15 protein-coding genes are annotated in these 12,660 nt (G+C 65.8%); 2 read left to right on the forward strand and 13 right to left on the reverse strand.

Translation table 11 applies throughout. The features are described 5' to 3' along the window. Positions 1–318: 318 nt before the first annotated feature. Entirely contained in the window at positions 319–1,581 is a 1,263-nt protein-coding gene (murA, locus tag IJ15_RS0110785) for a UDP-N-acetylglucosamine 1-carboxyvinyltransferase (protein ID WP_031938349.1), read from the reverse strand. Between the two features lie 55 nt (positions 1,582–1,636). Between murA and IJ15_RS0110790 the strand changes: the two genes are divergently transcribed. After that, positions 1,637–2,209 carry a cob(I)yrinic acid a,c-diamide adenosyltransferase gene (locus tag IJ15_RS0110790; RefSeq protein WP_031938350.1) on the forward strand — a complete coding sequence of 191 codons (573 nt, stop codon included), beginning with the start codon at positions 1,637–1,639 and terminating at the stop codon, positions 2,207–2,209. Between the two features lie 94 nt (positions 2,210–2,303). On the opposite strand, the gene IJ15_RS0110795 is transcribed toward IJ15_RS0110790, so the two are convergent. From IJ15_RS0110795 to atpB, 9 genes are all read right to left on the reverse strand, one after another. After that, complete coding sequence (locus IJ15_RS0110795) at positions 2,304–2,726, reverse strand: DUF2550 domain-containing protein (protein ID WP_031938351.1); 423 nt, start codon at positions 2,724–2,726, stop codon at positions 2,304–2,306. Between the two features lie 48 nt (positions 2,727–2,774). Continuing rightward, positions 2,775–3,143, reverse strand: a complete 369-nt coding sequence (locus IJ15_RS0110800) for a F0F1 ATP synthase subunit epsilon (protein ID WP_031938352.1) — start codon at positions 3,141–3,143, stop codon at positions 2,775–2,777. 6 nt (positions 3,144–3,149) lie between these two features. Then, on the reverse strand, positions 3,150–4,598 hold the full coding sequence (atpD, locus tag IJ15_RS0110805) for a F0F1 ATP synthase subunit beta (RefSeq protein WP_031938353.1): 1,449 nt from the start codon (positions 4,596–4,598) through the stop codon (positions 3,150–3,152). A 3-nt stretch (positions 4,599–4,601) separates the two neighbouring features. Next, positions 4,602–5,582, reverse strand: a complete 981-nt coding sequence (locus IJ15_RS0110810; RefSeq protein ID WP_031938354.1) for a F0F1 ATP synthase subunit gamma — start codon at positions 5,580–5,582, stop codon at positions 4,602–4,604. 48 nt (positions 5,583–5,630) lie between these two features. Beyond that, positions 5,631–7,274: a F0F1 ATP synthase subunit alpha gene (atpA, locus tag IJ15_RS0110815; protein ID WP_031938355.1), complete on the reverse strand. Its 1,644-nt coding sequence runs from the start codon at positions 7,272–7,274 to the stop codon at positions 5,631–5,633. A 61-nt stretch (positions 7,275–7,335) separates the two neighbouring features. Next, positions 7,336–8,160 (reverse strand): F0F1 ATP synthase subunit delta, encoded by an 825-nt coding sequence (locus IJ15_RS0110820; RefSeq protein ID WP_031938356.1) that lies wholly within the window; start codon positions 8,158–8,160, stop codon positions 7,336–7,338. A gap of 5 nt (positions 8,161–8,165) precedes the next feature. Beyond that, positions 8,166–8,723, reverse strand: a complete 558-nt coding sequence (locus IJ15_RS0110825; RefSeq protein ID WP_031938357.1) for a F0F1 ATP synthase subunit B — start codon at positions 8,721–8,723, stop codon at positions 8,166–8,168. A gap of 9 nt (positions 8,724–8,732) precedes the next feature. After that, on the reverse strand, positions 8,733–8,975 hold the full coding sequence (locus IJ15_RS0110830) for an ATP synthase F0 subunit C (RefSeq protein WP_031938358.1): 243 nt from the start codon (positions 8,973–8,975) through the stop codon (positions 8,733–8,735). Between the two features lie 95 nt (positions 8,976–9,070). Beyond that, a complete protein-coding gene (atpB, locus tag IJ15_RS0110835) occupies positions 9,071–9,862 on the reverse strand; it encodes a F0F1 ATP synthase subunit A (RefSeq protein ID WP_231569509.1) in 792 nt (263 codons plus the stop codon). Positions 9,863–9,936: 74 nt separating this feature from the next. Here atpB and IJ15_RS0110840 point away from each other — a divergent pair, with 74 nt between their 5' ends. Next, on the forward strand, positions 9,937–10,146 hold the full coding sequence (locus IJ15_RS0110840) for a hypothetical protein (protein ID WP_156112079.1): 210 nt from the start codon (positions 9,937–9,939) through the stop codon (positions 10,144–10,146). A 54-nt stretch (positions 10,147–10,200) separates the two neighbouring features. Here the strand turns inward: IJ15_RS0110840 and IJ15_RS0110845 are convergent, their stop codons facing one another. The 3 genes from IJ15_RS0110845 to IJ15_RS0110855 form a co-directional block, all read right to left on the reverse strand. Continuing rightward, entirely contained in the window at positions 10,201–10,656 is a 456-nt protein-coding gene (locus IJ15_RS0110845) for a hypothetical protein (RefSeq protein WP_031938361.1), read from the reverse strand. A gap of 79 nt (positions 10,657–10,735) precedes the next feature. Beyond that, a complete protein-coding gene (locus IJ15_RS0110850) occupies positions 10,736–11,920 on the reverse strand; it encodes a glycosyltransferase family 4 protein (RefSeq protein WP_031938362.1) in 1,185 nt (394 codons plus the stop codon). 63 nt (positions 11,921–11,983) lie between these two features. Further along, positions 11,984–12,646, reverse strand: coding sequence for an L-threonylcarbamoyladenylate synthase (locus IJ15_RS0110855; protein ID WP_031938363.1), 663 nt, complete (start codon positions 12,644–12,646; stop codon positions 11,984–11,986). Positions 12,647–12,660 lie beyond the last annotated feature (14 nt).

The raw sequence follows: 12,660 nt of genomic DNA on the forward strand, positions 1-12,660 counted from the left end.
GCAACCGTTCCAGCCTAACCAGAACCGGAGCCGGACGCAAATCCGAGAACCAGAACCGATCAAAGCAGATTCGCCAGGCGCTCTCCGTACAACCTCGTTTTTCCAGTCCCTCAGGTCCGGGTCGGTGTCCGTGTCGCTCTGACCTGGAATAAGTTACGCGAGACCGTATTGGTCGTCAAACTGCCTGGTCGGAGACGTGAAGACAGGCGTTTCCGCAGGTCACCGCGTCGGTTCTGCACCACTTACGGACAAACGTCCATTTGTGACGCCGAACACAGTCCTTCGCGTGGGCGCCGGCCGGCTCCCCCGCCCTGCCCCCTACTGATCGTCGACCACTCGCCGGATGTCGCCTCCGAGTCCCGACAGGTCCTCGACGAACCGCGGGTAGCCCCGGTCGATGTGGTAGACGTCGTGCACCTCCGTGACGCCGTCAGCGACCAGGCCGGCGAGGACGAGACCGGCTCCGGCCCGAATGTCCGACGACCACACCGGTGCGCTCGACAGCTCGGGAACTCCCCGTACCACTGCATGGTGCCCGTCGGTCCGGGCATCGGCGCCCAACCGGATCATCTCCTCGACGAACCGGAACCGCGCCTCGAACACGTTTTCCGTAATCATCGACGTGCCCTCCGCGATCGAGGCCAGCCCGATCGCCATGGGCTGAAGGTCGGTGGGAAACCCCGGGTACGGCAGCGTCGCGAAGTTCACGGCCTGTGGACGATCCGCCTGCACCACGCGGAACCCGTCGGCTTCGACCGTGACCTCGGAACCTGCGGCGCGCAGCTTGTCGAGCACCAACGTGAGGTGCTTCGGATTCACCCCACGCACGAGGACATCGCCGCGCGTCATTGCTGCAGCGATCCCCCACGTCGCCGCGACGATCCGGTCCCCGATGACCCGATGTGTGGTCGGCTGCAGCTTCGGCACTCCACGAATGGTCAGCGTCGTGGATCCGGCGCCACTGATCTTCGCGCCCATCCGCGTCAGCATGTTGCACAGGTCGACGATCTCCGGTTCGCGCGCAGCGTTGTCGATGACCGTCTCGCCCTTCGCGAGGACAGCGGCCATGAGGATGTTCTCGGTCGCGCCGACCGACGGGAAGGCCAGGCGAATGTTCGCCCCGTGCAGGTCGTCGGCCTCGGCAACTACGCATCCGTGCTCGATCTCGCTGTGCGCGCCCAGCAATCGCAGCCCGGACTGATGCATGTCGAGAGGCCTCGACCCGATCGCGTCACCGCCGGGCAGTGCGACGACTGCCTTGCGGCACCGCGCAACCAACGGTCCGAGCACACACACCGACGCACGGAACTGACGCACGGCGGCGAAGTCCGCGTGGTACTTCGGCTGGGCCGGCGTCGTGATGGTCGCGACGGAACCCTCCAGGACGACCTCGCAACCGAGGCCCCTGAGCACGTCAGCCATCAGCGGCACATCGAGGATGTCCGGGCAGTTGCTGATCACGCTGGTCCCCTCGGCCAACAAGGCCGCGGCCATCAGCTTCAGGACGCTGTTCTTCGCCCCACCCACTGGCACCTCACCGACGAGTCGGTTTCCACCAGCGACAAGAAAGCGTTCACTCACAGTGGCACAGCCTAACCAGCGTCGTCACAGAACGGCTGGGCGGTACCGTTAGCCCATGGCTGTTCACTTGACGCGGATCTACACCCGGACCGGGGACGACGGCACCACCGGGCTCAGCGACTTCTCTCGGGTCTCGAAGAACGATCCCCGGCTGATCGCATACGCAGACTGCGACGAAACCAACGCGAGCATCGGTGTCGCACTCGCGCTGGGCGCACCCCCGGAGGAGATCGTCGACGTACTCCGTCAGATCCAGAACGATCTCTTCGATGCCGGAGCGGACCTCTCGACACCCGTGGTCCCGGATCCGAAATACCCGCCGCTACGCGTGACGCAGCCGTACATCGACCGCGTCGAGGGCTGGTGCGACCAGTTCAACGAGCGTCTCGAGCCACTGCACTCGTTCATCCTGCCGGGCGGAACCCCACTCGGGGCCCTGTTGCACTCCGCCCGGACAGTCGCCCGGCGCGCCGAGCGCTCGGCGTGGGCGGCCGTCGAATCCAGCCCGGAGGACACCAACGTGCTTCCGGCGAAGTACCTCAACAGGCTGTCGGACCTGCTGTTCATCGTCAGTCGGCTGGCAAATCCCAGCGGAGACGTGCTCTGGCAGCCCGGTGCGGGCGGCTGAGTCCGACATCGCGATAACGCAAAAGGGAGGCCCGCGGGCCTCCCTTTTTCATTGCCTCGTCATCTCGGAACGATGATCGCCGGCGCCCGTCCGTTCAGGCCGGACGCCCACGCATCGAGCGCCCCGACGGCCGCGATTCGACCCACGACAGGAACGCGGTCAACGCACCGCGGTCCAGTGCGATCTCGTAGCTCCGATCGCCGTCCGTCACCTCGAGGATCACGATCTCGTCGGTCATGATGTCGTACTCGTTGCCGACCGGACCGCGGCGGGCACCGACCTCGATGCCCTGACGGCTCATCCGTGTGTCCGGGCCGGGACGCAGACTCGACAGCTTGAAGAAGACCAGCGAGCCCTCGCCGTACCGCACCACCCCGTGCCGCCACCCGCTCCCGCCGGGGGACGGAGTGACGCGCAGGATCGCGGCGGTTCCGCCGCGACGCAAAACTGTCAGCCGATACACGAAAGCCGCGACGAAGACCGCGAGCAGCACAACCAGAATGATGAGAACTACCATCCCGATCGTCACAGCTCGTCGGCTCCGTCGCGGCTCGTCGTGAACTGACTAGGCGCGCTCGACCGCACGCAGCTGACCCTTGGCGACCGCAATCGCCTCGAGGTCCTCGGTGGTCTCCGCCAGGACGGCCTTGGCCGCCTCGACGTCGACGTCCTGGGCCATGTCCGCGGACTCCGCCAGGATCGTCACCGTGGTAGCGGTCACCGAGAGGAAACCGCCGTGCACAGCCGCGACCACACGCTCGCCGTCGACGGTCGTGATCGAAACCACGCCGCCCTCCACCAGCTGACCGAGAACCGGCTCATGCCCGGGCATGATGCCGATCTCACCCTCGGTCGTCTGGGCGCTGACGAGCTTCGCCGATCCCGACCAGAGTCGCTGCTCGACGGCAACGAGTTCAACGGTCATCTCAGCCATGTCGGTCTACTTTCCGGCGATCTTCTTGGCAGCGGCCTCGACGTCGTCGAGTCCACCGCAGCTGTTGAACGCCTGCTCCGGCAGGTGGTCGAACTCGCCCTTGCAGACGCGGTCGAACGCCTCGATGGTGTCACGCAGCGGCACGACCGAGCCGGGCTCACCGGTGAACTTCTCGGCGACGATGAAGTTCTGGCCGAGGAACTTCTGGATACGGCGCGCGCGGCCGACCAGGACCTTGTCCTCTTCCTGAAGCTCGTCCATACCGAGGATGGCGATGATGTCCTGCAGTTCCTTGTACTTCTGCAGGATCCGCTTGACCTCGTTCGCGACGCGGAAGTGCTCGGCACCGACAATGCCGGGTTCCAGGATGCGCGAGGTCGACGTCAGCGGGTCCACAGCGGGGTAGATACCCATCTGCGAAATCGGACGCGAGAGCTCGGTGGTCGCATCGAGGTGCGCGAAGGTGGTCGCCGGCGCCGGGTCGGTGTAGTCGTCGGCGGGGACGTAGATCGCCTGCAGCGAGGTGATCGAGCGGCCACGGGTCGAGGTGATGCGCTCCTGGAGCTCACCCATCTCGTCCGCCAGCGTGGGCTGGTAACCGACGGCCGAAGGCATACGACCCAGCAGGGTCGAAACCTCGGAACCGGCCTGCGTGAAGCGGAAGATGTTGTCGATGAACAGCAGCACGTCCTGGCCCTGGACATCGCGGAAGTACTCCGCCATGGTCAGCGCGGACAGGGCGACGCGCATACGCGTTCCCGGCGGCTCGTCCATCTGGCCGAAGACAAGGGCGGTGTCCTGGAGGACGCCCATCTCTTCCATCTCGAGGTGAAGGTCGGTGCCCTCACGGGTGCGCTCACCGACGCCTGCGAACACCGAGGTTCCGGAGAACTCGCGGGCGATACGGGTGATCATTTCCTGGATCAGAACGGTCTTGCCGACGCCGGCACCACCGAACAGACCGATCTTGCCGCCCTTGACGTACGGGGTCAGCAGGTCGATGACCTTGATGCCGGTCTCGAGGATCTCGGTCTTGCCTTCGAGCTGATCGAAGGCCGGGGGCTTGCGGTGGATGCCCCACTGCTCGCCGTCGCGACCGGTGCCCGGAGCGTCGAGGCAGTCACCGAGGGCGTTGAACACGTGGCCCTTGACGACGTCGCCGACGGGAACCGAGATCGGCTTGCCGGTGTTGGTGACAGCAGCGCCGCGGACCAGGCCGTCGGTGGGCTGCATCGAGATGGTGCGCACCAGGTTGTCGCCCAGGTGCTGCGCAACCTCGAGGGTCAGCGTCTTCGCCACCGACGGGAGGGTGATCTCCGAGTGCAGGGCGTTGAACAGGTCGGGAACATGGCCGCGCGGGAACTCAACGTCCACAACGGGACCGATGACCCGCACGACCCGGCCGGACGTGGTGTCCGCTCCGTTCGCGTTGGTTTGGGTTACTGCTGCGGTCATGTGCTAGTCACTTCCTGCGCTCGAGGCCAGCGCATTCGCGCCACCGACGATCTCGCTGATTTCCTGGGTGATCTGGGCCTGGCGAGCCTGGTTTGCCTGACGGCTCAGGGTGTTCACCAGTTCGTTCGCATTATCCGTCGCGGCCTTCATGGCCGTACGACGGGCGGCAGACTCCGAGGCGGCGGAGTCCAGCAGAGCCGAGTAGATGCGCGTGCTGACGTACTTGGGCAGCAGTGCCGCCAGCAGCGTCGCAGCTTCGGGCTCGAAGTTGTAGACAGCCGCCGGACCCGACTTTCCGTCGTGCTGACCGTTGGACAGCATGTCCTCGCCCAGCTCGATGTGATCATCGGCGTAGTCGACCTCGAGCGGAGCCATCCGCCGGACTTCCGGCTTCTGGGTCAGCATCGACACGAAGCGGGTGTAGACGATGTGAAGCTCGTCGACGCCCTCGATCGTGCCCTCGCCGTTCGGGGCCTCGACCTCGGAACCGGAGCCGGCCATGAACAGCTCGACCAGGTGACGGCTCGCCGTAGCGGCATCCGTGTAGCCGGGCTCCTGCGAGAAGCCGGTCCACGATCCGCCCACGTTCCGCCCACGGAAGGTGTAGTAGCCGAGTCCCTTGGCACCGAGCACGTAGATCACAGGCTCCTTGCCCTCGGAACGCAGCAGCTGGAACAGCTCCTCCGCCTCCTTGAGAGCGTTGGAGTTGTAACCGCCACACATACCGCGGTCACTGGTGACGACCAGGACGGCAGCACGCTTCGGGTTCGGGCGCTCGTTCAGCAGTGGATGATCGAGCGACGCCGAAGCACTCGCCAGCTCGGAGAGCACCTTGGTGATCTCCTCCGCGTACGGCTTGGAAGCCGCGACCCGGGCCTGAGCCTTCGTGATACGCGAAGTCGCGATCAGTTCCTGCGCCTTGGTGATCTTCTTGGTCGAGTTGGTCGCCTTGATACGAGAACGCAGTTCGCGAATGCTTGCCATCGGTCGATCACTCTCCCTTCGGGTGACGCTGTGTCATGGGGACCACGCTCACTTGCTGACAGTGGTGCGCTTGACGGTGACCTTCTCCTGGCCGACCTCGGAAGCGTCGAGTGCCGCGGCAGCGGCCTCGTTCACGACACGGCTGCCGTCGGAGGCGAGGAAGCCCTGCTTGAACTTGTCGGTGGCCGCCATCAGCGCGGTGATCGACTCGCCGTCGAGAGCCTTGCCGCCCTTGATCGACTCGTAGACACCGGCAGCGTTGCGGTGCAGGTCCTCGAGCAGCTCGGTCTCGAAGCGACGGACGTCGTCGACCGGAACCGAGTCGAACACGCCTTCGCCGGCGAGGTAGATCGAGATGATCTGGTCCTCGACCGCGATCGGCGAGTACTGGTCCTGCTTGAGCAGCTCGACCAGGCGCTGGCCGCGCTCGAGCTGAGCCTTCGAAGCAGCGTCCAGGTCCGAGGCGAAGGCCGAGAAGGCCTCGAGCTCGCGGAACTGTGCCAGCTCCAGACGCAGCGAACCGGAGACCTTCTTCATGCCCTTGGTCTGCGCGGCGCCACCGACTCGGGAAACCGAGATACCGACGTTGATCGCGGGGCGGATGCCCTTGTTGAACAGGTCGGACTCGAGGAAGACCTGGCCGTCGGTGATCGAGATGACGTTGGTCGGGATGTACGCCGAGACGTCGTTGGCCTTGGTCTCGACGATCGGCAGAGCCGTCAGCGAACCGCCACCGAGCTCGTCGGACAGCTTCGCCGAACGCTCCAGCAGACGAGAGTGCAGGTAGAAGACGTCACCCGGGTAGGCCTCACGTCCCGGCGGACGACGCAGCAGCAGCGAAATGGCGCGGTACGCCTCAGCCTGCTTGGTCAGGTCGTCGAACACGATGAGGACGTGCTTGCCCTGGTACATCCAGTGCTGGCCGATGGCCGAACCGGTGTACGGGGCCAGCCACTTGAAGCCGGCGGAGTCGGAGGCCGGGGCAGCGACGATGGTGGTGTACTCCATCGCGCCCTGCTCCTCGAGCGCCTGCTTGACGCCGGCGATGGTGGAGCCCTTCTGACCGATCGCGACGTAGATGCAGCGAACCTGCTGCTTCGGGTCGCCGGTCGCCCAGTTGGCCTTCTGGTTCAGGATGGCGTCCACGCAGACCGCGGTCTTGCCGGTCTTGCGGTCACCGATGACGAGCTGACGCTGGCCGCGGCCGATCGGGGTCATGGCGTCGATCGCCTTGATGCCGGTCTGCAGCGGCTCCTCGACGGGCTGACGCTCGAGGACCGAGGCGGCCTGCAGCTCGAGAGCGCGGGTCTCGGTGGTCTCGATGTCGCCGAGGCCGTCGATCGGACGACCCAGCGGGTCCACGACGCGGCCCAGGTAGCCGTCGCCGACCGGCACCGACAGAACGTCGCCGGTCCGCTTGACTTCCTGGCCTTCTTCGATGTGCTCGTAGTCGCCCAGGATGACGGCGCCGATCTCGGTCGCATCCAGGTTCAGTGCCACGCCGAGCACGCCGCCCGGGAACTCCAGCAGCTCGTTGGACATCGCCGACGGCAGGCCGGTGATGTGAGCGATGCCGTCGCTGGTGTCGGACACCGTGCCGACCTCCTCGCGGGAGGCCTCCGGTGAGTAGCTCGCGGTGTAGTTCTCGATCGCGCTACGGATCTCGTCGGAGGAGATCGTCAGCTCCGCCATGTTTTTCCTGCTCTCGGTATCAGGTCTTCGAAAAGATCGGGAGTATGTGTTCGGTCGTCGGCTACTTGAAGGTCTTCCGCAGGGCAGCGAGGCGACCGGCCGCGCTCCCGTCGATGACCTCGTGACCAACCCGCACGACCATGCCGGCGAGGAGAGCGGAATCGACCTCCACGTGCACGGTGACGGGCTTGCCGTAGGTGCGAGTCAGCGTCGCCGCAAGCCGATCGACCTGCTCACTCGACAACGCCGAGGCGCTGCGCACGTGCGCAACCGCCTTGTTCCGCTGTGCCGCGGCCAAGGCCGACAGCTCGTCGAAGGCATCCGCGGGAGCGGTCCGCAGTCGGCCCACGGCCTGGACGGCCAAGGCCTCCGTGATCGCAGTGACCTTGCCGTACAGCAGCTTCGACAGCAGTTCGCGCTTGCTGGCGAACGGCGTCGAACGATCCGAAAGGACCTGCTCCAGCTGCGGGTTGCCGGCAACGATGCGACCGAGGCGGAAGAGCTCGTCCTCGACCGCGTCGCTCTGGTTCTGGTCGGCCGCAGCCCGAAGCAGGGACTCACGTCCCAGCGTGACCAGGGAGTTCAGCAGGTCCGCCGAGGACGACCAGTCCTGGCCCACGGCGGCCTCGAGGGTTGCCTGCGCCTCGGCGCCGACCTTCCCCGAGAACACCTGGCGGGCCAGGCCCTGGCGACCAGCGGCAGGCGTGGACGCGTCGGCGAGCGCATTCCGGAGAGTGCGCTGGCCGTCGAGTACCTCGACCAACGAGAACAGCTCGGATCCGGCCTGCGCCGCAGCCGCAGTGGCTGCGCCGGGGGAAACGGAATCCAACGCCGCGTTGAGCGCAGCACGGGTCTGCGTCAGGGCTTCACGGCTCGCTGCGTACATGGTGCTCACTTTCCTGCTGCGGAATCGGCGCTGACAGCGTCCAGCTCGTTGAGGAAGCGATCGACCGTTCCGGCGCGCTTGACGTCGTCGGCGAGAGACTCCCCGATGACCTTCTCGGCGAGGTCGACAGCGGTCTTGCCGATGTCGGCCCGCAGCTCGGTCACGATCTGCTGGCGCTGTGCGACCAACTGGCTGTGACCGGCGGCGACGATGCGGTCGCTCTCTTCCTGAGCCTGTGCCTTCATCTCAGCGATGATCTGCTGGCCCTGGGTGCGTGCTTCCTCGCGTATCTTCGCGGCCTCGGTACGAGCCTCAGCGAGCTGCGCGTGGTACTGCTCCAGCGCTTGCTGAGCCTCGTTCTGCGCCGCCTCAGCGCGCGCTAGACCGCCCTCGATCTTCTCGGTGCGCTCGTCGAGTACCCGCTGCGCCATGGGGAGAACGAATTTCCAGAAGACGAACGCGACGACAGCCAGGGCGACGATCGACCAGACAATGTCGTATACCGCAGGGATGAGCGGGTTCTGCTCTTCAGCTGCGAGTAGTTCGATAGTTGCTGCTGCCATGACGATGTCTTAGAAAATGAAGCCGGCAACGAGGCCGATCAGCGCGAGGGCCTCGGTGAACGCGATACCGAGGAACATCGTGGTACGGATCTGGCCGGCCATCTCAGGCTGGCGAGCCATGCTCTCCATTGCCTTGCCGACGAGGATACCGATGCCGATGCCGGGGCCGATCGCGGCGAGGCCGAAGCCGATGGCGCCGTAGCCCTTGACGGTGGTCTCGGCGGCTTCCTGTGCCAGGTACGCGAGGCTCATGGTGGTGTTTCCCTTTCGTTTGGCCACGCCCGGGGTCGGTGCGGGGCTCAGTTCTCAGTGGTGCCGGCCCGAAGGCCGGCCGGCCATCAGTGGTTCTAGTGCGAATCCGCGTGCAGCGACGTATCGATGTAGACCGCGGTCAGCAGCGCGAAGACGTATGCCTGCAGGAAGATCACAAGCAGTTCGAAGAAGGTAAAGGCGACGGCCGCCGCGACGGACGCCACGCCGAACACCGCGGTGAAGTTCCCGGCCTCGAAGAAGAAGTACCAGGCGGACCCGAAGAACAGCACCAGCAGGATGTGACCCGCGAGCATGTTCGCCATGAGTCGAACCATCAACGTGAACGGGCGAAGAACGAAGGTCGAGATGAACTCGATCGGGATCAGCAGGACGTGCAGGGCCGGCGGCACGTTGGGAACAACGATGCTGCTCTTGAAGTACTTGAAGAATCCGTACTTCTTGATGCCCACATAGAGGAACGTGATCCACGCGAAGAGCGCGAGAACCATCGGCATCGCGATTCGACCGTTTGACGAGATGTTCATGAACGGCACGATGGCCGAGAAGTTGGTCGCGACAACCACGAAGAAGATCGTGGCGATCACCGGAAGGAACCTGCGGCCCTGTTCCTTGCCGAGGATCTCTTCCGCGATGTTGATTCGCACGAAATCGATCGCCAATTCGGCGACATTCTGGATGCCCCGCGGCACGAACTTGGGGCTCCGGAGCGCAATCACGAAGAACAGCAGCAGCACGGCGCACATGATCAGCCGGAGCATGACCAGTCGATCGATTTCGAACGGGGTGCCACCGAACAGAATGGCAGGCGGGTTGAAGTCGGCCAGGGTTGGCGGTGTGTAACCCTCGGCCGTGAATGTGACGCTCAGCGGTCTCTCCCGTAGTCGGTCCGCAGTCGGTGTCAACCTGCGGTTCGATCGGACAGTGGTGGTGCGATCGGACAGTGATGATCTACTACCTGACGAGATCGACCTTGCGAATCGCCAGCATCCTCCCGAAGGACTCGCTGTCGACGTCGGCGACACTCGTCGACTCGGCGGCAGCCCGGGGCTTCCGCCTGCAAATCACAGGGGCGATGATCCCACACTGGGAATCCCGCCTGCTTGTGCTCGCTTGGACGGAACTTTATCAAGACATCTACGACAGTGCGTAGACGGGGTGGTTTCCGGTCGGACTTACCGACCGGCCACCCCTGTCGTCCGCCGTTCTACGCCGACCGCTCCGGGGCGTCGTCGTCGCTGTCGGAGGCCGGCTCCACGTACAACATCTTGCTGCCGAGCACCCCCCAGGTCTCCGATCCCAGCACCAGGACGAGCGCGCAGACCATGACGATTACGAGCGTCGGACGGCTGTAGAAGTCGAGGGGGTTGAGCAGTCCGAGGACGATGAGCGCGATCACCATCTTGATCAGCCATCCGCCCAACAGAACCGCAGCCGCGGTGATCGCAGGCAAACGCGCCGTGAACAGGACGATCACCGCGGTCACGAGGATGAATCCGCCGCCGATCGCAGCTCCGATCAACGCGCCCCACACGCCCGGCAGCCCGGCGGCGATGCCACCGATCACGGCGCCGACCACAGCGAGCACGACGAGGCCGAGCGCACCGAACTGCACAGCACGGCGCAGCGCAGCGGTGGAGCCGCCGGGGACGGAGGTGGTCATATCGGAATCCAAATCTGGGGTCGTCACGACACCCAAGGGTAACGGAAGCCCGAAACCCCCTCCCGGAACGCTCCGCGAGTCATCCGTCGCCGCGCACCGAGTCGTGTCTGGAGCGCAGCGACGGGACGGCTGTCACCACGAGCGCGAACACCAGACCTCCGGCCACCAGGAGAACGACCACACGCCTGTCGATCAACGCGGAACCGACCGCTCCGAACGCGAGGATCGCCACCCACAAGTAGATCAGGAGCACGACGCGACGGTGGGAGTGGCCGATCTGCAGCAACCGATGGTGCAGATGCATCTTGTCCGGGCTGAACGGACTCACGCCGGCGCGGGTCCGTCGGACGATGGCCAGCAGCAGGTCGAGGATCGGAATGAACATGACCGCACCCACCAGCAGGAGCGGCGAGAGCAGACCGAGCAGATCCCGGGATCCGTACGCGCTCAGACTGATCCGACCCGATGCGCTCGTCGAGACCGCCGCCAGCGTCAGGCCGATCAGCATCGAACCGGAGTCGCCCATGAAGATCCGGGCCGGCTGGAAGTTGTGCGGCAGGAAGCCCAGGCAGGCACCGGCGAGCGCCGCCGCGATCATCGCCGGCGGGTACGCGCTGACGTCGCCCCCCTGGTCGTGCAGCAGCCCGACCGAGAACGCGCAGATCGCGAGCGAAGCGATCAGTCCGAGCCCGGCCGCGAGGCCGTCCAGGCCGTCGACGAAGTTCATCGCGTTGATCATCACGACGGTCACACCGACCGTGACGAGTCCCGCTTGGAGTTGGTCGAGGATGACCGTGGTGTCACCGAAGGGCTGGTAGATGATGTACCAGCTGACTCCCATCACGGCGAGGATCCCGGCGGCGGTCACCTGACCGACGAACTTGGTGAGCGCGTCGAGACCCCAACGATCGTCGATCACGCCGACCAGCACGATGACGAAGCCGGCGACCAGGACTGCACTGATGTCGGTGGAGAACTCGAATCCACGTGTCAGGGCCGGCAACTGCTGCGCGAACAGCAGTGCGACGAGCATCCCGATGTACATGCCGACACCACCGAGCCGCGGCGTCGGCTGCACATGGACGTCACGGTCGCGCGGTACGGCGACCGCACCGAAACGGATCGCCAGTACCCGGACCGCGCCCGTCCCCAGGAACGTGACGACGGCCGCCGTGAACAGCACGAGGAGAAGCTCACGCAGCGGCACACCCGCCCCGTTGCCACCCTGGGCGAGCGCCAGCAGGGCCGTATCCGCAGGACTCACCTCGACGACGCTACCGGCAGGCCGGCCAGCGGCCGGGATTGAGCATGACGAGTCCCGTCACCACTACTCCCCTCCCGGCAGCAGGCTCGCCGCGGCGACTCCGAGCACCTCGGCGACGTCGGCGGTCGGCACCGCCCCCTCGCGGAGGATGCGCGGCTCGTCGCCGGTGAGGTCGACGATCGTCGACGCGACGGCATGAGCGGCCGGTCCACCGTCGAGGTAGACACTGGCAGCGCCCCCGAGTTGGTCGCGGGCTTCGTCGACGGTGGTCGCCGGCGGACGCCCCGAGATGTTGGCGCTGGAGACCGCGAGCGGTCCCACCTCCCGCAGGAGATCGAGGGCGACCGGATGCAACGGCATCCGGAGCATGACCGTCCCCCGACTGTCACCGAGGTCCCACGCAAGCGAAGGAGCTTGCTGCACAACGAGACTCAGGCCACCAGGCCAGAAGGCCTTGACGAGGTCGCGCGCCTGCGGGCGCACCGAGAAGACGAGTCCGTCGATCGTGCTCCACGAACCGACCAGAACGGGCACCGGCATGTCCCGACCGCGCCCCTTGGCCCGCAGCAGGCTCGCGACGGCGTCGCCGTCGAACGCATCGGCGCCGAGGCCGTACAGGGTGTCGGTCGGAAGCACGACCAGACGGCCGGCCCGCAGCGCATTCTTGGCGGCGGTCAGCCCTGCTTCACGATTGTCGGGTTGCTTGCAGTCGTAGACGGTGCTCACTCCCCCATCCTTCC

Source organism: Prescottella defluvii (assembly GCF_000738775.1).
In the GTDB taxonomy this organism is placed as follows: Bacteria; Actinomycetota; Actinomycetes; order Mycobacteriales; family Mycobacteriaceae; genus Prescottella; species Prescottella defluvii.